The organism is Xanthomonas citri pv. mangiferaeindicae (assembly GCA_002240395.1).
GTDB classification, from domain to species: domain Bacteria; phylum Pseudomonadota; class Gammaproteobacteria; order Xanthomonadales; family Xanthomonadaceae; genus Luteimonas; species Luteimonas citri_A.
Window position 1 is genome coordinate 2,766,108 of the sequence record CP016836.1, and the last position, 17,704, is coordinate 2,783,811.

Below are 17,704 nucleotides of genomic sequence, written 5' to 3' on the forward strand. Positions count from 1 at the left end.
TTGCCGGCTGTCCTCTGCCGCCAGAACTGTCCGTGTCCAGCGATCCTGCCGCTCCGTCCGTCAACGCCTATCAGCCCACCCGCGTCGAGGCCGACGCCCAGCGGTTCTGGACCGACACCCGCGCCTTCGAGGTCGTCGAGCGCAGCGACCGGCCCAAGTATTACTGCCTGTCGATGCTGCCGTACCCCTCCGGCGCGCTGCATATGGGCCATGTGCGCAACTACACGCTCAGCGACGTCATCAGCCGCTACCAGCGCATGACCGGCAAGAACGTGCTGCAGCCGATGGCCTGGGACGCGTTCGGCCTGCCGGCCGAGAACGCGGCGATCAAGAACGCGACGGCGCCGGCGAAGTGGACCTACGCCAACATCGACCACATGCGCGGCCAGCTGCAGGCGCTGGGTTATGCGATCGACTGGAGCCGCGAGTTCGCCACCTGCAGCCCGGATTACTACGTCCACGAACAGCGCATGTTCGTGCGGCTGATGAAGAAGGGCCTGGCCTACCGCCGCAACGCAGTCGTCAACTGGGACCCGATCGATCAGACCGTGCTCGCTAACGAGCAGGTCATCGACGGGCGCGGCTGGCGCTCGGGCGCGGTCGTGGAGAAGCGCGAAATCCCGCAGTGGTTCCTCAAGATCACCGACTACGCGCAGGAACTGCTCGACGGCCTGGACACGCTCGAGGGCTGGCCGGACTCGGTCAAGACCATGCAGCGCAACTGGATCGGCCGCAGCGAGGGCCTGGAGATCACGTTCGCGGTCGACGGCGAAGCGACCCCGCTGACCGTCTACACCACGCGTCCCGACACGCTGATGGGCGTGACCTTCCTCAGCATCGCCGGCGAGCATCCGCTGGCGCTCAAGGCCGCGCAGGACAACCCCGAACTGGCCGCGTTTCTCGCCGATCTGCGCCAGGGCGGCGTGTCGGAGGCCGAGCTCGAGGCTCAGGACAAGCGCGGCATGGCGACCGGCCTGTGGGCGATCCATCCGGTCACCGGCGAGGACGTGCCGATCTACGTCGCCAACTTCGTGCTGATGGGCTACGGCACCGGCGCGGTGATGGCAGTGCCCGCGCACGACCAGCGCGACTGGGAGTTCGCCAAGGCCTATGGCCTGCCGGTGCGGCCGGTGATCGTGCCGCTGGCGGTGCGCGATGCGCTGCGCGAGGTGATCGGCGATGTCGCGCACGACGCCGACCCGTTCCAGGCGGCGCTGTCGGGCGGTTCGGTCGATGCCTACGACACCTCGGCGGCCGTCGCGGTGGTCCGCGATTATCTCGACGGGATCGAGCAGCGCGGCGCCTACACCGAGCGCGGCGTGCTGATCAATTCCGGAACCTACGACGGCCTGGACTTCGACGGCGCGTTCGACGCGCTGACCGCGTACCTGGGCGCGCAGGGGCAGGGCGCACGCAAGGTCAACTTCCGGCTGCGCGACTGGGGCGTGAGCCGCCAGCGCTACTGGGGCTGCCCGATTCCGGTGATCTACTGCGAGGCCTGCGGCGCGGTGCCGGTGCCCGAGGACCAGTTGCCGGTCCTGCTGCCCGAGGATGTCGAAGACGCATTCGCCAACCCGGGCGTGGTGCAGTCACCGATCAAGTCCGACCCGCAGTGGCGCAAGACCACCTGCCCGAACTGCGGCGGCGCGGCCGAACGCGAGACCGACACCTTCGACACGTTCATGGAATCGAGCTGGTACACCGCGCGCTACACCTCGCCCGGGGCGGCGGACATGGTCGACGAGCGCGCCAATTACTGGATGCCGGTCGACCAGTACATCGGTGGCATTGAGCACGCGATCCTGCACCTGCTGTACTTCCGCTTCTACCATCGTCTGATGCGCGACGCGGGCCTGGTGCAGGGCGACGAGCCGGTGCGCAACCTGCTGACCCAGGGCATGGTGATCGCCGAGACGTTCTATCGGGAACAGGACAACGGCGGCAAGGACTGGATCCATCCGGCCGAGGTCGAGGTCACCCGCGACGACAAGGGGCGCATCGTGGGCGCGGTGTCCAAGCGCGACGGCGCGCCGGTGCGGGTGGGTGGCGTGGAGAAGATGTCCAAGTCCAAGAACAACGGCATCGATCCGCAGTCGATGATCGACAAGTACGGCGCCGACACCGTGCGTCTGTTCTCGATGTTCGCCGCCCCGCCCGAGCAGTCGCTGGAATGGAACGAGGCCGGTGTCGAAGGCATGGCGCGGTTCCTGCGCCGGCTGTGGACGCAGGTCCAGCGGCATGTCGAGGCCGGCCCGGTCGGCGCCTTCGACGTCGCCGCCGCGACCCCAGCGCAGCGGACGCTGCGTCGTCAGCTGCACGAGGCGATCCAGAAGGTCAGTGACGACTACGGCCGCCGCCACAGCTTCAACACCGCGATCGCCGCGGTGATGGAGCTGTTCAACCATGTGCAGAAGTTCGAGGCCGACGACGCCAACGCACGTGCGTTGCTGCAGGAGACGCTCTCGACGATCGTGCTGTTGCTCAACCCGATCACTCCGCACATCGCGCACGCGCTGTGGCAGCTGCTGGGCCATCCCGAGACCCTGCTCGAGGACCAGCCGTTCCCGCGTGCCGACCCTGCCGCGCTGGCGCGCGATGCGCTGACGCTGGCCGTCCAGGTCAACGGCAAGTTGCGCGGCACGATCGAGGTCGCCGCCGACGCCGCCAAGGACGCGGTCGAGGCCCTGGCCCTGGCCGAGCCGAACGTGGCGCGGTTCCTGGCCCAGATGACCGTACGCAAGGTCATCGTGGTGCCCGGCAAGATCGTCAATATCGTCGCCGCCTGAACCTGCCGGGGCGGCGCGTCCGCGCGCCGCTTGCCGGCCAACACCGCCTCGTCCAGACTCCGTCCATGAGCATCCTCCGCCCGGTTTCCCTCCGTCTGGCCGCTGCCGCCACGGTCCTTGCGCTGACCCTGTCGGCCTGCGGCTTCCATCTGCGCAACGCGCTGACGCTGCCGGCGGAGCTGGGGCCGGTGGATATCGTCTCGTCCGATCCCTACAGCCGGCTCGCGCGCTCGGTCGAGCGCGCGCTGGCCGCGGCCGGGGCGCAGATCGCCGAGCAGGACGCGGTCGATGTCGCCGTGCTCGACATCCGCTCCGAGCGCTGGGCCTCGCTGCCGGCGAGCCTCGATGCCCAGGGCCGCGCGCAGGAGTACACGCTGCGCTATGCGGTGGTGTTCTCGATGCGCGATGCCGACGGCCGCGACATCGTGCCCCAGCAGGCGATCGAGCTGGCGCGCGACTACCTGGCGCTGCCGACCGATTCGATCGGTGCCGATTCCGAGCGCGAGCTGCTGTCGCGCGAGCTCGAGCGCGAAATGACCGCCTCGATCATCCGCCGTATCGATGCGGTGTTCCGCAACCCGCAGGAACGCGAGCGCGGTTGATGGCGACAGTCCCGGCCAGCGGTGCGTCCTCGCCGTGGAGCTGACCCCCGAGCGCCTGCCTGCGCAATTGGCGCGCGAACCGCTGCGGCCGGCCTATCTGATTGCCGGGCCCGAGCCGCTGCGCGTGCTCGAGGCCGCCGACGCGGTGCGGGCTGCGGCGCGGGCCCAGGGCGTGTCCGAGCGCGAGGTATTCGAGCCTGAAGGCCGCGATGTGGACTGGAACGCGCTCGAGGCGACGTTCCGCGCGCCCAGCCTGTTCGCCAGCCGACGGCTGATCGAGTTGCGCCTGCCCACGACCAAGCCCGGCAAGGAGGGCGCGCAGGTCATCGCCGGCTTCTGCGCCGACCCGCCGGCCGATGTCACCTTGCTGATCACCGGCGGCGAGTGGAGCCGCCAGCACGGCGGCAAATGGAGTGAGGCGGTGGCCGCGGTCGGGCACCTAGTGGTCGCCTGGCAGGTCAAGCCGCACGAACTCGAAGGCTGGATGGAGGCGCGCCTGCGCAGTCGCGGCGTGCCTGCCGAGCGCGCCGCGGTGCAACTGCTGGCCGAGCGCGTCGACGGCAATCTGCTGGCCGCAGCGCAAGAGGTCGACAAGCTCGCGCTGCTGGCCGACGGTCAGCCGCTGGATGCGGCGCGGATGCAGGCGCTGGTCGCCGATGCCGCGCGCTACGACGTGTTCCGGCTGCTCGATGCGACGATGAACGGTCAGCCGGCGCAGGCGGCCCGGATGCTGGCGGGTCTGCGCGCCGAGGGTGCGGCGATTCCTGCGCTGATGGGCATGATCGTCATGGAACTCACGCGCGCGGCCAGCCTGGCGCAGGTCCAGGCGCGCGGCGGCAACATGGCCGCCGAATTCAAGGCCCAGCGCATCTGGGACGCGCGCCAGGCCGGCTACCGGCGTGCGCTGCAGCGGCACCCGGCCTCGCGCTGGGACCGCTTCGTCGCCGAGGCCGGCCGGATCGACCGGATCGCCAAGGGGCGCGGCCGGCCGGGGATCGACCCGGCCGACGCCTGGCTTGCGCTGGAGCGGCTGCTGATCGCGGTTGCCGACGCCCGGGCCGGCGCGCTGCTGGCGGCCTGATCCCGGCGATGCTCTATCTGGTCTACGGCGGCACCTTCGATCCACTGCATTGCGGCCATCTGGCGATCGCGCGGGCCGCACGCGATGCGCTGGGCTGCACCGTCCGGCTGATGCCCGCTGCCGACCCGCCGCATCGCGCCCCGCCCGGCGCCGATGCCGAGCAGCGCGCGGCGATGATTGCGTTGGCGATCGACGGCGAGCCGGGCCTGCTGCTCGATCGCGAGGAGCTGCGGCGTGGCGGCCGCAGTTACACCGTCGACACGCTCGCGGCGCTACGCGCACGCCTCGGCGAGGCCCGCCCGCTGGCGTGGCTGGTCGGCGCCGACAGCCTGCTCGGCCTGCCGCTCTGGCATCGCTGGCAGGCACTGTTCGAGCTGGCGCATCTGGTGGTCGCCGAGCGTCCGGGCAGCGGCCTGGACGGCGCACTGGCCCCGGCGCTGGCCGCCTGTCTGGCCGATCGCTGGACCGACGCGCCGGCCGCGCTGTCGGCGACCCCGGCCGGGCGCGTGCTGCGCTTGCGCCAGCCGCTGCATCCGGTCTCGGCCACGCAGGTCCGTGCGCAGGCGGCCGCCGGCGCGCCGCTGGCAGGGCTGGTGCCGGACGCGGTGGCCGCATTCATCGAGGAGAAGGGGCTGTACCGGCCGCGGGCGGGCGCTCCGCTATAATCGCTGCCGCACTTTTCGAGTCCCGATCCCTTGTCCGATACCGCCCACGTCATCAAGACCCGTCTGCCCGAGCCGCCGCCGCCGGCAGATGTCCTGCTCCGGACCGCGCTCGACGCGGTCGATCATCTCAAGGCCGTCGACGTCGTCGATATCGACGTGCGCGGCCGCAGCAGCGTCTGCGACTTCATGGTCGTTGCCTCCGGGACCTCCAGCCGCCACGTGAAGTCGATCGCCGACGAGGTCGTCAAACGCGCCAAGCAGCTCGACTGCCAGCCGCTCGGCGTCGAGGGCGAGCGCGAGGCCGAGTGGGTACTCGTGGACCTGGGCGACGTGGTCGTGCACGTCATGCTGCCGCGCGTGCGCGAGTTCTACGCGCTCGAACGCCTGTGGACGGTCGGCGACCAGCCGCCGGGCGCCGGCGAGCCGCGCAGCGACGGGTGAAGCGGCAGCCGGCCCCGGCCGATGCCCGTCCGCCGCGCGTGACCGCATGAAGGCCCGGCTGGTCGCGGTCGGCGAGCGCGCCCCCGCCTGGGTGGCCGATGGCTTCGGCGAGTACCGCAAGCGCCTGTCGCACTGGTTGCCGCTGGACCTGGTGGAGGTCGAGCCGGGCCTGCGTGGCAAGGGACGCGACACCGCGCGTGCAATGGCCGACGAGGGCGCGCGCGTGCTCGCCGCGCTGCCACGCAATGCCCTGGTGGTGGCACTCGATGGCCGCGGCCGCATGCATTCGTCCGAGGATCTCGCGCAGCGGCTGGAACACTGGCGCGCGCAGGGGCGGGATCTGGCGTTCCTGATCGGCGGACCCGAAGGCCACGCCGACACGGTGCTGGCGCGCGCCGATGAGCGCTGGTCGCTCGGCCCGCTGACGCTGCCGCACATGCTGGTGCGGCTGGTGCTGGCCGAACAGCTCTATCGGGCCGCGGCGATGCTGGCCAATCATCCCTACCACCGCGCCTGAGGCAGGGGCCCGCGACGGCGGGCGCTCGCGTGCGTGGGCGGCCGCGCTACACGCGCTACAGCCGCGCGTCGACCTCGTCGGCCGGCAGGATCGCCTTGACGTCGAACAGCACCGCGCCGGGCTTGCCGTAGGCGCGGATCCCGGCGCTGCCGAGCTCGCGGAACTGGGTGTGGGCGACCGCCAGCACGATGGCGTCGTAGGCGCCCGCTTCGGGGGTCGCGACCGGGCGCAGCCCGTATTCGTGCTCGGCGTAGGCCGGCGCCACCCAGGGATCGTGCACGTCCACCTCGACGCCGTAGCTGCGCAGCTCGGCGACCACGTCGACGACGCGTGTGTTGCGCAGGTCCGGGCAGTTCTCCTTGAACGCCAGGCCCAGCACCAGCACGCGTGCGCCGGCGGTCTGGATACCGCGCTGCTGCATCAGCTTCACCAGCCGCTGGGCCACGTGCAGACCCATGCTGTCGTTGATGCGGCGCCCGGCCAGGATGACCTCCGGGTGGTAGCCGATCTGCTGGGCCTTGTGGGTGAGGTAGTAGGGATCGACGCCGATGCAGTGGCCGCCGACCAGGCCGGGCCGGAACGGCAGGAAGTTCCACTTCGTACCGGCCGCTTCGAGCACCTCGTGGGTGTCGATGCCGAGCCGTTCGAAGATCAGCGCCAGTTCGTTGACCAGTGCGATGTTGACGTCGCGCTGGGTGTTCTCGATGACCTTCGCGGCCTCGGCCACGCGGATGCTCGAGACCCGGTGCGTGCCGGCCGCGACGATGTCGCGGTAGAGCGCATCGACGAAGTCGGCCGCGGCCGGGGAGGAGCCGGCAGTGACCTTCAGCGTGTTCTCCAGGCGGTGCAGCTTGTCGCCCGGGTTGATCCGCTCGGGGCTGTAGCCGACATGGAAATCGTCGCGGTAGCGCAGGCCCGAGGCCTGTTCGAGGATCGGCACGCAGACCTCCTCGGTCGCGCCCGGATACACCGTGGATTCGTAGATCACCACATCGCCGGCCGCGAGCGTGGCGCCGACCGCGCGGCTCGCGCGCTCCAGCGCCGACAGATCCGGGCGGCGGTAGTCGTCGACCGGTGTCGGCACCGTGATCACGTGCACATTGCAGCGCGCGAGCGCTGCCGGGTCGGCGCTGTAGTGCAGATGGGTCGCCGCGCGCAGTTCGTCTTCCGACAGCTCGCGGGTATGGTCATGGCCGGCCTGCAACTGCTCGATGCGTGCCTGGTCGATATCGAAGCCCAGCGTGGGGTGGCGTCGCCCGAACGCGACCGCGAGCGGCAGGCCGACGTATCCCAGGCCGACGACGGAAATGCGGATGTCGTCGCGTGCGGGCAGCGTTGCGCTCATGGGGGAAGGCGTTCGGACAAGAGGACGGCGCAGTTTAGCGCAGCGCTCCGGGGCAACCGGGTCAGCGCTGCGCGAGCCAGTCGGCGATCGTGTCGGGCTGCCGCATCCAGGCGAAATGGTCGGCGGCAATGCCCAGGGCTTGGGCATCGAAGCTCGCGATCGTCGGCGCCGGCGTGGCGAGCTTGCCGAGCAGGTAGCGCAGCGAGGAGGCCGGCGCCATCCAGTCGTCGGCGAGCACGGCGGCCGCGACCGGGACGTCGACCCGGTGCAGTGCGGTGTCCAGGTCCAGATCGAGGCCGGCGGCGCGATAACGGCCCGACAGCCCGCTGCGCGTCCAGTCGGCGACGACGCCACGGGCTTCGTTGCCGCCGAAGCCGAGCCGGCGACCGGGCAGTGCGCCGTTGACCCGCGACAGCCAGGCCATGAACCGGTACAGCACCGGCAGTGCGAGCGCGCGCGGCCCGGAAAACGCGCGCCAGTACGGCGCGCCGCTGGCGACCAGCCACAGCGCCTGCGCCGCCTCGGGGCGGCAGGCCAGATGGCAGCAAGCGAGTTGGCCGCCGAGGCTGTGGCCGCCGACGATGCGGTCGGCGTCGGGCACGGCCGTGCGCATCGCTGCCTCGCTGCAGGCGATGTCGCCGAGCAGCTCGCGATACCCCCAATCGACATGGCGCCCGGCGCGCAGCGCGCTCGAGCCGATGCCGCGCCATTCGTGCAGGAACACGGCGATGCCCTGACTGGCCAGGCGTTCGGCGAACGGCAGGTAGTGCCGCGCCGCCACGCCCAGCGCGGGCAGCCAGAGCAGGCTGCGCCGTGGCGCCGTCGGCACGCGCGCGATCAGTTCGTAGCGGTGACCGTCGCCTGCGACCAGGGCCAGTGGCGGCGACGGCGTGCTCATCGGGCGATCGGCCCCAGGTGGCCAAGCACGCTGACCGCACTGCGTCCTGGCCGGTAGGCGTCGCGCATCGTTGCGTGCACGTAGTCGATGCCCTGGCGGCAGGCATCCGCCGGCGATGCGCCCAACGCCAGCTGCGCGGCGATCGCTGACGACAGCGTGCAGCCGGTGCCGTGGCCGTCGATCGCCAGCCGCGGCGCGTCGTGTTCGAACTGCACCTGCGCATCGGCGTAGCGGTCCACCACGCGGTCGCCTTCGTCGAGGTGGCCGCCCTTGAGCAGCACACCGCGCGCACCGAGCGCGCGCAGCTCGCCCAGCGCGGTACGGGCGCGGCCGGCATCGACGATCGGGGTGCCGAGCAGCAGTTCCGCTTCGGGGATGTTGGGGGTGAGCACGGTCGCACGCGGCAGCAGCCGGGTGCGCAGCGCTTCGAGCGCATCGTCGTCGAGCAGCTTCGCGCCGGAGGTCGCGATCATCACCGGATCGAGCACCACCGGCACGTGCGGATGCGCGGCGAGCGCGTCGGCCACCGCGACCACGATCGACGCGGTCGCGAGCATGCCGATCTTGACCGCACGCACGTCGAAGTCGTCGAAGCAGGCGTCGATCTGCGCCTGCAGGAACGCCACCGGTGGTGCGTGCACCGCACTCACCCCGCGGGTGTGCTGCGCGGTCAGTGCGGCGATCGCCGACAGGCCGTGCACACGATGCGCGGCGAAGGTCTTCAGGTCGGCCTGGATACCCGCACCGCCGCCCGAGTCGGAGCCGGCGATGGTGAGTGCGGAAGGGGGCGAGGGGTGTCGGACATGGCGCTATTCTGCCGCAACGCCCGCCGCCCACGTGCCGGCGTCAGGGAACGCGGCGTGCCTCGCGTACCAGCGTCCAGTGCCGATAGCCCGCATAGCCCAGGCCGGTCAGGCCGGTCAGCGCGGCCGGGATCAACAGCGCGTGGTAATGCAGCGCCCGGAACAGCCAGGTGCCGAGCACGCCGCCGCCGAGGAACCCGGTGATGATCAGGCCGCTGAGCGTGAGCCGACGCATCGGCAGCGGCTTGCCGCGGATCAGATGGCCCAGGCCGATCCCTAAGTCGGTGAACATGCCGCTGAGGTGGGTCGTGCGCACGATCGCGCCGCTGTAGGTGGTCACCATCGCGTTCTGCAGGCCGCAGGCCATCGCCGCCAGCAGTGCGCCGTTGAGCGGCTGGGACGAAAACAGCGGGACCGCGGCCAGCAGCAGCGCCGATTCGAGCGCGAGCGCCGCGCCGTAGCGCCGGCCCAGGCGCAGCGCGCTGTCCTGGATGATCAGGCCACTGAGCATCGCGCCAAGGCTGAAGGCGATCAGGATCGCCCACAGATGGCGCACCGAGCGCCAGTCGCCGTCGGCAAGCGCGGCGCCGAGCAGGCTGGTGGTGCCGGTCAGGTGGCTGACCGCCAGATGCTCGAAGCCCAGGTAGCCGGTCACATTGACCATGCCGGCAATGCACGCCAGCGTCACCGCACCCACCCAGACCCAGCGTGGCAGTTGCATCCCCATCGCCTCAGCGCACCGCCCGCAGTCGCCGCGCCGTGCTCATGCCGGATCCTTGAGCCGCACGCCGCGGCCACGTCCATGGCTGGGACGGTCGTTGCCGATCAACTCGACGCCTGCCGCCTCCAGCGCGTCGACGATCTTGGTCAGCGTCGCGATCGAGCCGCGCACGTCACCGGCGCTGGCCTCCATGCGCTGGATCGTCGGCAGCGAGACCCCCGACAGCGCCGCCAGCGCGCGCTGGTCGAGCCCGAGCAACGCGCGTGCGGCGCGCAACTGGGTGGCGGAGATCACGGGGACGGCCCTGCGCACATGCGGTGCATGTTGCATCGCAGCGAATGCCGATGCAAGTCGGAGCAGTTCAAATCGATGGCTGATGCATCATTTTGGCCGGCACAGCCTTAGGCGACGCGCCAGTGCGGCGAGCCGCGCTGCCGCGCCGGCCGACACCCGCATGCGCGGGTGCCGGCGTCGTGCCGGCTGCGGTCGATCAGCAGATGACGGCCTGCACCGGGCTCAGAGCACCTCGGACGCGAAGTCGGCCAGACGCGAGCGCTCGCCACGGCGCAGGGTGATGTGCGCGCTGTGCGCCCACTGCTTGAAACGGTCCACCGCGTAGGTCAGGCCCGAGGTCGTCTCGGTCAGGTAGGGCGTATCGATCTGCTCGACGTTGCCCAGACACACGATCTTGGTCCCCGGGCCGGCGCGGGTGATCAGCGTTTTCATCTGCTTGGGCGTGAGGTTCTGCGCCTCGTCCAGAATCAGATAGCGACTGAGGAAGGTGCGTCCGCGCATGAAGTTCAGCGAGCGGATCTTGATCCGCGACGCCAGCAGGTCGTTGGTGGCCGCGCGCCCCCAACTGCCGCCGTCCTGGTTGTGCGTCAGCACCTCGAGGTTGTCGGTGAGCGCGCCCATCCATGGCGTCATCTTCTCCTCCTCGGTGCCGGGCAGAAAGCCGATGTCCTCGCCGACGCTGACCGTCGCGCGGGTCATGATGATCTCGCGATAGCGCTGTTGATCCATCGTCTGCGCCAGTCCCGCCGCCAGCGCCAGCAGGGTCTTGCCGGTGCCGGCGGTACCCAGCAGGGTGACGAAGTCGACGTCCGGATCCATCAACGCATTGAGCGCGAAGTTCTGCTCGCGATTGCGCGCCAGGATGCCCCAGACCGCATGCTGGTTGTGGCGGAAATCGTCGACGATCTGCAGCGTCGCGCGGCCGTTCTCGACCGCCACGACCCGGAACTCCGACTCCTCGTCGCCGGGCAGGTAGAGGAACTGGTTGGGATACCAGCCGTCCTCTTCGTCGGCGGCGAGCTCGTAGAACGTGCGGCCCTTGTCGGTCCACGAGCGCAGGTCCTTGCCGTGCCGGGTCCAGAAGTCCTCCGGCAATGCGGTCGCGCCGGTGTAGAGCAGACTGAAATCGTCGAGCGCGCGATCGTTTTCGTAATCCTCGTTGGCGATGCCGGCGATCGCGGCCTTGATCCGCAGATTGATGTCCTTGGAAATGAACACCACCGTGCCGTCGGGCTCGTCGCGCTGGAGCGCGAGGATCGCGCCGAGAATGCGGTTGTCGGGGGCGACCGCACCGAACGAGGTCTTGTCCTCCTTGGGCACCGTGGTCTGGAAGCGCAGGTGGCCGACACTGGCGGCGCCGCGCAGTTGCAGGCCCTGCGGGCGGGCGAGCGGCAAGCCCGAGGCGATGCGCTCGCTGCCCGAAGCTTCGATCAGTTCGTTGATGAACCGGCTGACCTGCCGGGCATTGCGGCTCGATTCGCTGGTGCCCTTCTTGGCGTTGTCGAGCTCCTCGATCACCTGCATCGGCAGGTAGACATCGTGCTCCTCGAACTTGAACAGCGCCGTGGGGTCGTGCATCAGCACGTTGGTATCGAGGACGTAGACACGCTTGCCTTGGGTCATCATCGTGGTCGCGGCGCTCCGTGGCGGGGCGGTGAGGGAGACAAGATCGAGGCCAGCATCCGCGCCGGCGGTCGAGAACGGGTGAGGCCGACCATCCGGCCGGTGTCGAGCGCGCACGGCCGCGCTGCCATGGCCCGGAATCCGGGATGGCGGCCGCCGGGGCGGGCGAGGGCGATCACCGGGACTGCGCGGCCTGCAGCGCGTCGAACACCGCCTGGGCGTGGCCGGCGACGCGGACCTTGCGCCACTGGGCTGCGATGCAGCCCGACGGGTCGATCAAGAACGTGCTGCGCTCGATGCCCAGCACCTTGCGGCCGTACATGGTCTTTTCGCGGATGACATCGAACGCGCGGCACAGCGCCTCGTCGGCATCGCTGACCAGCGGGAAGGCGAAGCCCTGCTTGGCGCAGAAGTTGTCGTGCGCGCGTACCGAATCGCGCGACACTCCGAGCACGTCGGCGCCCAGCGCGCGCAGGCGCGGCAGCAGCGCATTGAAATCCAGGCCCTCGGTCGTGCAGCCGGGCGTGGCGTCCTTGGGGTAGAAGTACAACACCAGCCAGCGACCCGCGTAGGCGGCAAGCGTGGTGGTCGTGCCGCCGGACAGGGCCAGCGGCAGCTGCAACGTCGAGGCGGCGAGGGGCGTGGCGCTCATCGAACAGTCGGCCGTTCCATGCCGGTGGCGTTGCGCATCACGATGCGGCAAGCCGATGCGGGAGGCAAGCGGTGCGCCATCGGCATCAGAACTTCATCGGGTCCATGATGGCGTCGAGATTGAGGTGGTCGCAGAACTCGAGGAAATCGTCGCGCAATGCGGCGATGTGCATGTTCGACGGAATGCCGATGGTGACTTGGGCCGAGAACATGTCCGCACCGGTCTGCATCGCGCGATAGCGCGAGGAGTGCAGGCTCTCGATCGTGATGCCCTGGCGGTCGAAGAAGTCCGCCAACTGGTACAGGATGCCCGGCTTGTCGGCTGCGACGACTTCCACCACGTAGGGCAGCAGGTTCGACTGCACCGGCTTGGGGCCGGTGCGGTACCAGATCAGCTTCAGGCCTTCCTCGCGCTCCAGGCGCGTGAGCATCGCCTCGAGCTTGGCGACGGCGTCCCAGGGGCCATTGGCCAGTGCGGTGACCGACACATCGCGGCCCACGGTGGACAGGCGGGTGTCGACGAGGTTGCAGCCGCTGTCTGCGATCCGGCGCGACACCGACAGCAGCGGCGAGGCCGGATGCGTGGTGTAGGCGTTGATGAGCAGGTAGTTCTCGTTCGGCGCAGGCCGTGAAGCGGTATCGGAATCAGTCAAGGCGGCGTCCGCGGCGGGAATCTGGTCGACGGCAAGCGCGTCGGGGGCGACTGGAGGGTGAACGGCGATCCGGCCGGGGCCGGCGCTGCGGTCAGCATACTTGCCCGCGCTTCGCGGCCGCAAGTAACATCGGCCGGCATTTTCCCCGTGTTTCCGCCACTCGTGCGCCCATCGGGCGCGTTCCGGCGAGCACGCCCGTCCCGTCCTCACGCCTTGGATGCCTCATCTTGCGACTCTCCGGCAGCATCACCGCTCTGGCCACCCCGTTCTCGCCCTCCGGCGCGCTCGACCGGTCGGCGTGGAAACGTCTGGTGGATGCGCAACTGGCGGCGGGGACCCAGGGGCTGGTGGTTGCCGGTTCGACCGGCGAGGCGGCGACGCTGGACGATGAGGAGTACGACTGGCTGATCGCCGACACCGTCGCGCGGGTTGCCGGCCGTGTGCCGGTGCTGGCCGGGACCGGGCAGCCGGGCACGGCGAAGACGATCGCGCTGACCCGTCGCGCGGCGGCGCTCGGCATCGATGCTGCGCTGGTCGTGATGCCGGCCTACGTGCGCCCGACCCAGGCAGGGCTGGACGCCCACTTCCGCGCGGTCGCCGATGACGGCGACGTGCCGGTGGTGCTCTACAACGTGCCGGGGCGGACCGGCACCGACCTGCTGCCCGAGACCGTCGCCGCGCTCGCGCCGCATCCGCGCATCGTCGGCATCAAGGAGGCGCACAACGGACAGGCGCGCATGCAGGCGCTGCTGGCGCTGCAGCGCGACACGTTCGCGGTGCTCAGCGGCGACGATCCCACGGCCGCGCGCGCCATGCTGGCCGGTGCCGATGGCACGATCTCGGTGGTCTCCAATATCGTGCCCGCCGCATTCCGTCGCCTGTGCGATCTGGCGCGCGCCGGACGTGCGGACGAGGCCATGGCCTGGGATGCGCAGTTGCAACCGATCCATGCGTTTTCGGGCATCGAATCCAATCCGATCCCGGTCAAGGCGGTACTGGCGCGCCAGGGCTTCGGCCACGGGCTGCGCCTGCCGTTGACCTCACTGGCCGAGGCGCATCGCGCGCAGGCCGACGACGCGACGCGACTGGCGGCGGACCTGGAAGGGTCCTGCCGCGCGCGCGCCGCCTGATTTCCCAGGAGAACTCCACCCATGCGTCGATCCCATTCCCCCATCCGTTACGTCGCCATCGCCGTCCTGGCCGTCGCGGTCGTGGGCGCCAGCGGCTGCCGCTGGTTCAAGAAGGACAACGCGCTGTATGCGCAGAGTCCCGAGAGCCGGCCGCTGGAAGTGCCGCCCGACCTCGACCAGCCGCGCACCGACGGCGCGATGGCGCTGCCGCAGACCGGCGGCTCGGCGACCCAGTCGGCGACGGTTGCGGCCGCCTCGTCGAATGTCGCGTTCACCGTAGCCGGCGAGCGCGACGCCGTGTTCGCCCGCGTCGGTCAGGTGCTGGCCGGGATCGAGGGCGTGACCGTGAACAGCCAGTCGCAGGCGCTGGGCACCTACGAGGTCAGCTATGCGGGCAGCCAGTTCCTGGTGCGCGTGGGCGCCGGGCAGGGCGGGGCGACGGTGTCGGCGGTTGATCCGCGTGGTGTCGCGGCGAGCGGCGCAGGCCCCGAGCGCGTGATCGCGGCGCTGCGCGCGGCGCTGGCCAACTGAGGCCAGGGCGCCGATCGGGTCGACCGGCGTCGGCCCGCTAACGCAGAACGGGCGCCTCGCGGCGCCCGTTTTCGTTGCGATGCCCGACGTGGCCTCAGCGCTCGAGCAGCGGCAGCTTGCCCGGCTTGCCCTCCCACGCCTTGGCGTCGGGCAGCGGGTCCTTGCGCGTGGTGATCACCGGCCAGGCCTGGGCCAGTTCGGCGTTCAGCGCGACGTACTGTTCCTGGCCGGCGGGGACATCGTCCTCGGGGTAGATCGCGTTGATCGGGCACTCAGGCTCGCACAGGGTGCAGTCGATGCACTCGTCCGGGTCGATGACCAGGAAGTTCGGGCCCTCATGGAAGCAGTCCACCGGGCAGACTTCGACGCAGTCGGTGTATTTGCACTTGATGCAGTTTTCGGTGACGACGAAAGGCATGGAGATCTTCGAGCACGCGGCAATGCGTCAAGTTTAAGGCAGCGCTCCGCGCTGCGGTGGAAAGGATTCGCATTTGCGCGTCCAGGACGTGATGTTGGACGAGCGAAGAGGCGCTTGACTGACACGACGGCGCGGCGTCTTCGGACGGGCGGCCGACCCGCCGGAAGCCGCTCTTCCCTCGGTCAGGACACCCTGTCCTGACTCGGGCGCGCGCCCGTTCCGCTTCGCGGGTCGGTCCGGCCCGGCGAAGCACGCCGGGCGTTCACTCGCTTGCGCGGCATGCCGCGCAAGCAACGCGGGCTCACCCTTGGCGCGCTCGACGCGGCCACCGGCCGGCCGTCCGCTGATGCGGACGTTTGTAACCGGTTCGGTCACCTCCCCCGCATGCGGGGGAGGTCGGCGCGCCCGCGCGCCGGGTGGGGGTAGCCCTGCGCTGCGAAGCGCACTCGCCGGACGTCTCAACGAAAAAGGCCCGCTTGCGCGGGCCTTATTCTTGAATATGGCGCTCCCTACGGGATTCGAACCCGTGTTTTAGCCTTGAGAGGGCCACGTCCTAGGCCTCTAGACGAAGGGAGCTGGGTGTACCGCCGAAGCGGCGACCGGTTGGACGACCGGTCTGCAGAACATCGGAAAGACGTGTGCAGCTTGCTAGTATAGCAGGCTTGCGGGCCCCGCAACGGGTCGCCCACGGAAAATTTTCATTTGATGCACGACGACACTTCGACTCCGGGCTCCGCGTTGCGGACCATCCCCCGCGACCAGCACATCATCTCGCGCCGGCAGATCAGCCAGAGCGCGCTGCGTGTGCTGTACCGGCTGCATGAGGCCGGGCATGCCGCCTATCTGGTCGGCGGCGCGGTCCGCGACATTCTTGTCGGCCTGGCGCCCAAGGATTTCGACGTCGCGACCGACGCGACGCCCGAGCAGGTCAAGGCACTGTTTCGCAACTGCCGACTGATCGGGCGGCGGTTCCGGTTGGCGCACGTGGTGTTCGGCCGCGAGATCATCGAGGTCGCCACCTTCCGCGCCAACGTCGACGACGGCAGCGGCGATCGCGAGGTGCACGACGACGGCCGCCTGCTGCGCGACAACGTCTACGGCACGATCGAGGACGACGCAGTCCGGCGCGACTTCACTGCCAACGCACTCTATTACGCGATCGCCGACTTCTCGGTACGCGACTACGTCGGCGGCTTCGAGGATGTCGAGAATCGCGTGCTGCGGCTGATCGGCGATCCGGAGACGCGCTACCGCGAGGACCCGGTGCGGATGCTGCGCGCCGTACGGCTGGCGGCCAAGCTGGGCTTTTCGATCGCGCCCGAGACCGCAGCGCCGATCCCGCAACTTGCCGGGTTGTTGTCCGAAGCGGCGCCGGCGCGGCTGTTCGAGGAATGCCTGAAGCTGTTCCTGTCGGGGCACGCGGTGGCGAGCTTCGAGGGCTTGGAGCGGCATGGCCTGCTGGGCGCGCTGTTCCCCGAGACTGCCAAGGCATTGGCGAGCAACCGCAGCGGCGCATTGCGCACGATGGTCGTCGCGGGCCTGCGCTCGACCGATGCCCGCGTCGCCGCCGGCGATCCGGTGTCGCCGGCCTTCCTGTTTGCGACCCTGCTGTGGCCGGCGTACTGCCGCACGTTGATGAAGTTGCAGGCCGAGGGCGTACAGCCGGTGGATGCGCAGCGCCGGGCCGCGGACCGGGTGACGTTGCACCAGTTGTCGACGGTCGCGCTGCCGCGCCGGTTCTCGTTGCCGATGCAGGAGATCTGGCTGTTGCAGGCGCGCTTCCCGCAGCGCCAGCGCAAGCGGGTGACCCGGATGCTGTCGCACCCGCGCTTTCGCGCCGCCTTCGATTTCCTGGTGTTGCGCAGCGCCGCGTCCGAGGCCCATGCCGCCGATGTCGCGTTCTGGCAGGAAGCCCAGCGCGATCCCGACCATGCGATCGCGTTGTTCCCGGGTGACGAGGGAGGCGATGGCGAGGGGCAGGCCCCGCGTCGCAAGCGCCGCCGTCGGCGCGCCCCCGCAGCCGGATGAGTTTCGGGCCGGCGGAGGCGCCGCGCGTGCGCGCCTGCGTCGGGCTGGGCGCCAATCTCGGCGACGCCGTCGCGACGTTGCATGACGCGGCGCGCGCGCTGGCAGCCTTGCCCGGCATCTCGGGGTTTGCGCTGTCGCGCTTTTATCGCACGCCCGCGTGGGGCGTGACCGAGCAGCCGGATTTCATCAACGCCGCGGCAGCGTTTGAGACCGGCTTGCCGGCAACCGCACTGCTCGAGACGCTGTTGTCGATCGAAACCGCGCTGGGGCGACGCCGCGCGGCCGATGGCAGCGACCGCTGGGGGCCGCGCACACTCGACCTCGATCTGCTGCTGTACGGCGATGCGGTGCTCGCATTGTCGGGACTGATCGTTCCGCATCCGCATCTGCATGCGCGCGCATTCGCGCTGGTGCCGCTGCTCGATGTCGCGCCCGATGCGCACATTCCTGGTGTCGGCAAAGCTGCCGACGTGCTCGCGGGCATGGATCGAAGCGGCATCGAAGCGATACCCTAGGG

General features: G+C 70.2%; 19 protein-coding genes and 1 tRNA gene. 10 read left to right on the top strand and 10 right to left on the bottom strand.

Features of this window, described 5'->3' with window-relative positions; genetic code table 11:
* Positions 1-32 precede the first annotated feature (32 nt).
* From BEN78_11980 to BEN78_12005, 6 genes are all read left to right on the top strand, one after another.
* Positions 33-2,786: a leucine--tRNA ligase gene (locus tag BEN78_11980; GenBank protein ID ASR43982.1), complete on the top strand. Its 2,754-nt coding sequence runs from the start codon at positions 33-35 to the stop codon at positions 2,784-2,786.
* A gap of 65 nt (positions 2,787-2,851) precedes the next feature.
* Positions 2,852-3,388 carry a hypothetical protein gene (locus BEN78_11985; protein ASR43983.1) on the top strand — a complete coding sequence of 179 codons (537 nt, stop codon included), beginning with the start codon at positions 2,852-2,854 and terminating at the stop codon, positions 3,386-3,388.
* A 34-nt stretch (positions 3,389-3,422) separates the two neighbouring features.
* Complete coding sequence (locus tag BEN78_11990; GenBank protein ASR43984.1) at positions 3,423-4,469, top strand: DNA polymerase III subunit delta; 1,047 nt, start codon at positions 3,423-3,425, stop codon at positions 4,467-4,469.
* An 8-nt stretch (positions 4,470-4,477) separates the two neighbouring features.
* Complete coding sequence (locus tag BEN78_11995; GenBank protein ID ASR43985.1) at positions 4,478-5,134, top strand: nicotinic acid mononucleotide adenylyltransferase; 657 nt, start codon at positions 4,478-4,480, stop codon at positions 5,132-5,134.
* A 30-nt stretch (positions 5,135-5,164) separates the two neighbouring features.
* The gene (locus tag BEN78_12000) at positions 5,165-5,575 is read left to right on the top strand and encodes a ribosome silencing factor (protein ASR43986.1); all 411 of its coding nucleotides are present in this window, start codon (positions 5,165-5,167) and stop codon (positions 5,573-5,575) included.
* Between the two features lie 46 nt (positions 5,576-5,621).
* Complete coding sequence (locus tag BEN78_12005; protein ID ASR43987.1) at positions 5,622-6,092, top strand: 23S rRNA (pseudouridine(1915)-N(3))-methyltransferase RlmH; 471 nt, start codon at positions 5,622-5,624, stop codon at positions 6,090-6,092.
* Between the two features lie 55 nt (positions 6,093-6,147).
* Here BEN78_12005 and BEN78_12010 read toward each other — a convergent pair whose 3' ends face one another.
* The 8 genes from BEN78_12010 to BEN78_12045 all read right to left on the bottom strand — a co-directional run bounded on the left by BEN78_12010 (position 6,148) and on the right by BEN78_12045 (position 13,101).
* Positions 6,148-7,437: a Vi polysaccharide biosynthesis protein VipA/TviB gene (locus BEN78_12010; protein ASR43988.1), complete on the bottom strand. Its 1,290-nt coding sequence runs from the start codon at positions 7,435-7,437 to the stop codon at positions 6,148-6,150.
* 61 nt (positions 7,438-7,498) lie between these two features.
* Positions 7,499-8,335, bottom strand: coding sequence for a hypothetical protein (locus tag BEN78_12015; GenBank protein ID ASR43989.1), 837 nt, complete (start codon positions 8,333-8,335; stop codon positions 7,499-7,501).
* A complete protein-coding gene (locus BEN78_12020) occupies positions 8,332-9,105 on the bottom strand; it encodes a bifunctional hydroxymethylpyrimidine kinase/phosphomethylpyrimidine kinase (GenBank protein ASR43990.1) in 774 nt (257 codons plus the stop codon). Before BEN78_12020 ends, BEN78_12015 begins: the two co-directional genes overlap by 4 nt.
* A 76-nt stretch (positions 9,106-9,181) precedes the next feature.
* Entirely contained in the window at positions 9,182-9,865 is a 684-nt protein-coding gene (locus BEN78_12025) for a hypothetical protein (GenBank protein ID ASR43991.1), read from the bottom strand.
* Positions 9,866-9,901: 36 nt separating this feature from the next.
* Positions 9,902-10,153, bottom strand: coding sequence for a transcriptional regulator (locus BEN78_12030; GenBank protein ASR45111.1), 252 nt, complete (start codon positions 10,151-10,153; stop codon positions 9,902-9,904).
* Between the two features lie 222 nt (positions 10,154-10,375).
* On the bottom strand, positions 10,376-11,776 hold the full coding sequence (locus BEN78_12035) for a phosphate starvation-inducible protein PhoH (protein ASR45112.1): 1,401 nt from the start codon (positions 11,774-11,776) through the stop codon (positions 10,376-10,378).
* 175 nt (positions 11,777-11,951) lie between these two features.
* Positions 11,952-12,428: a thiol peroxidase gene (locus BEN78_12040; GenBank protein ID ASR43992.1), complete on the bottom strand. Its 477-nt coding sequence runs from the start codon at positions 12,426-12,428 to the stop codon at positions 11,952-11,954.
* Positions 12,429-12,513: 85 nt separating this feature from the next.
* Entirely contained in the window at positions 12,514-13,101 is a 588-nt protein-coding gene (locus tag BEN78_12045; protein ASR45113.1) for a transcriptional regulator, read from the bottom strand.
* Positions 13,102-13,307: 206 nt separating this feature from the next.
* Between BEN78_12045 and BEN78_12050 the strand changes: the two genes are divergently transcribed.
* Both BEN78_12050 and BEN78_12055 read left to right on the top strand, forming a co-directional pair.
* Positions 13,308-14,210: a 4-hydroxy-tetrahydrodipicolinate synthase gene (locus BEN78_12050; GenBank protein ID ASR43993.1), complete on the top strand. Its 903-nt coding sequence runs from the start codon at positions 13,308-13,310 to the stop codon at positions 14,208-14,210.
* Between the two features lie 21 nt (positions 14,211-14,231).
* Entirely contained in the window at positions 14,232-14,741 is a 510-nt protein-coding gene (locus BEN78_12055) for a hypothetical protein (protein ASR43994.1), read from the top strand.
* 94 nt (positions 14,742-14,835) lie between these two features.
* On the opposite strand, the gene BEN78_12060 is transcribed toward BEN78_12055, so the two are convergent.
* The gene (locus BEN78_12060; protein ID ASR43995.1) at positions 14,836-15,159 is read right to left on the bottom strand and encodes a ferredoxin; all 324 of its coding nucleotides are present in this window, start codon (positions 15,157-15,159) and stop codon (positions 14,836-14,838) included.
* A gap of 500 nt (positions 15,160-15,659) precedes the next feature.
* Positions 15,660-15,735 (bottom strand) — tRNA-Glu (locus BEN78_12065).
* Between the two features lie 129 nt (positions 15,736-15,864).
* Between BEN78_12065 and BEN78_12070 the strand changes: the two genes are divergently transcribed.
* Positions 15,865-17,187 (top strand): polynucleotide adenylyltransferase, encoded by a 1,323-nt coding sequence (locus tag BEN78_12070; protein ID ASR43996.1) that lies wholly within the window; start codon positions 15,865-15,867, stop codon positions 17,185-17,187.
* Entirely contained in the window at positions 17,184-17,702 is a 519-nt protein-coding gene (locus tag BEN78_12075) for a 2-amino-4-hydroxy-6-hydroxymethyldihydropteridine diphosphokinase (GenBank protein ASR43997.1), read from the top strand. Before BEN78_12070 ends, BEN78_12075 begins: the two co-directional genes overlap by 4 nt.
* The last annotated feature ends 2 nt before the right edge of the window (positions 17,703-17,704 follow it).

Bases quoted from the DNA above. Each gene is read 5' to 3' on its own strand.
- BEN78_12025 (ASR43991.1), bottom strand. From the start codon at position 9,865: ATGGGGATGCAACTGCCACGCTGGGTCTGGGTGGGTGCGGTGACGCTG.
- BEN78_12060 (ASR43995.1), bottom strand. From the start codon at position 15,159: ATGCCTTTCGTCGTCACCGAAAACTGCATCAAGTGCAAATACACCGAC.
- BEN78_11985 (ASR43983.1), top strand. From the start codon at position 2,852: ATGAGCATCCTCCGCCCGGTTTCCCTCCGTCTGGCCGCTGCCGCCACG.
- BEN78_12075 (ASR43997.1), top strand. From the start codon at position 17,184: ATGAGTTTCGGGCCGGCGGAGGCGCCGCGCGTGCGCGCCTGCGTCGGG.
- BEN78_12070 (ASR43996.1), top strand. From the start codon at position 15,865: ATGCACGACGACACTTCGACTCCGGGCTCCGCGTTGCGGACCATCCCC.
- BEN78_12055 (ASR43994.1), top strand. From the start codon at position 14,232: ATGCGTCGATCCCATTCCCCCATCCGTTACGTCGCCATCGCCGTCCTG.
- BEN78_12015 (ASR43989.1), bottom strand. From the start codon at position 8,335: ATGAGCACGCCGTCGCCGCCACTGGCCCTGGTCGCAGGCGACGGTCAC.
- BEN78_12035 (ASR45112.1), bottom strand. From the start codon at position 11,776: ATGACCCAAGGCAAGCGTGTCTACGTCCTCGATACCAACGTGCTGATG.
- BEN78_12005 (ASR43987.1), top strand. From the start codon at position 5,622: ATGAAGGCCCGGCTGGTCGCGGTCGGCGAGCGCGCCCCCGCCTGGGTG.
- BEN78_12040 (ASR43992.1), bottom strand. From the start codon at position 12,428: ATGAGCGCCACGCCCCTCGCCGCCTCGACGTTGCAGCTGCCGCTGGCC.
- BEN78_12010 (ASR43988.1), bottom strand. From the start codon at position 7,437: ATGAGCGCAACGCTGCCCGCACGCGACGACATCCGCATTTCCGTCGTC.
- BEN78_11995 (ASR43985.1), top strand. From the start codon at position 4,478: ATGCTCTATCTGGTCTACGGCGGCACCTTCGATCCACTGCATTGCGGC.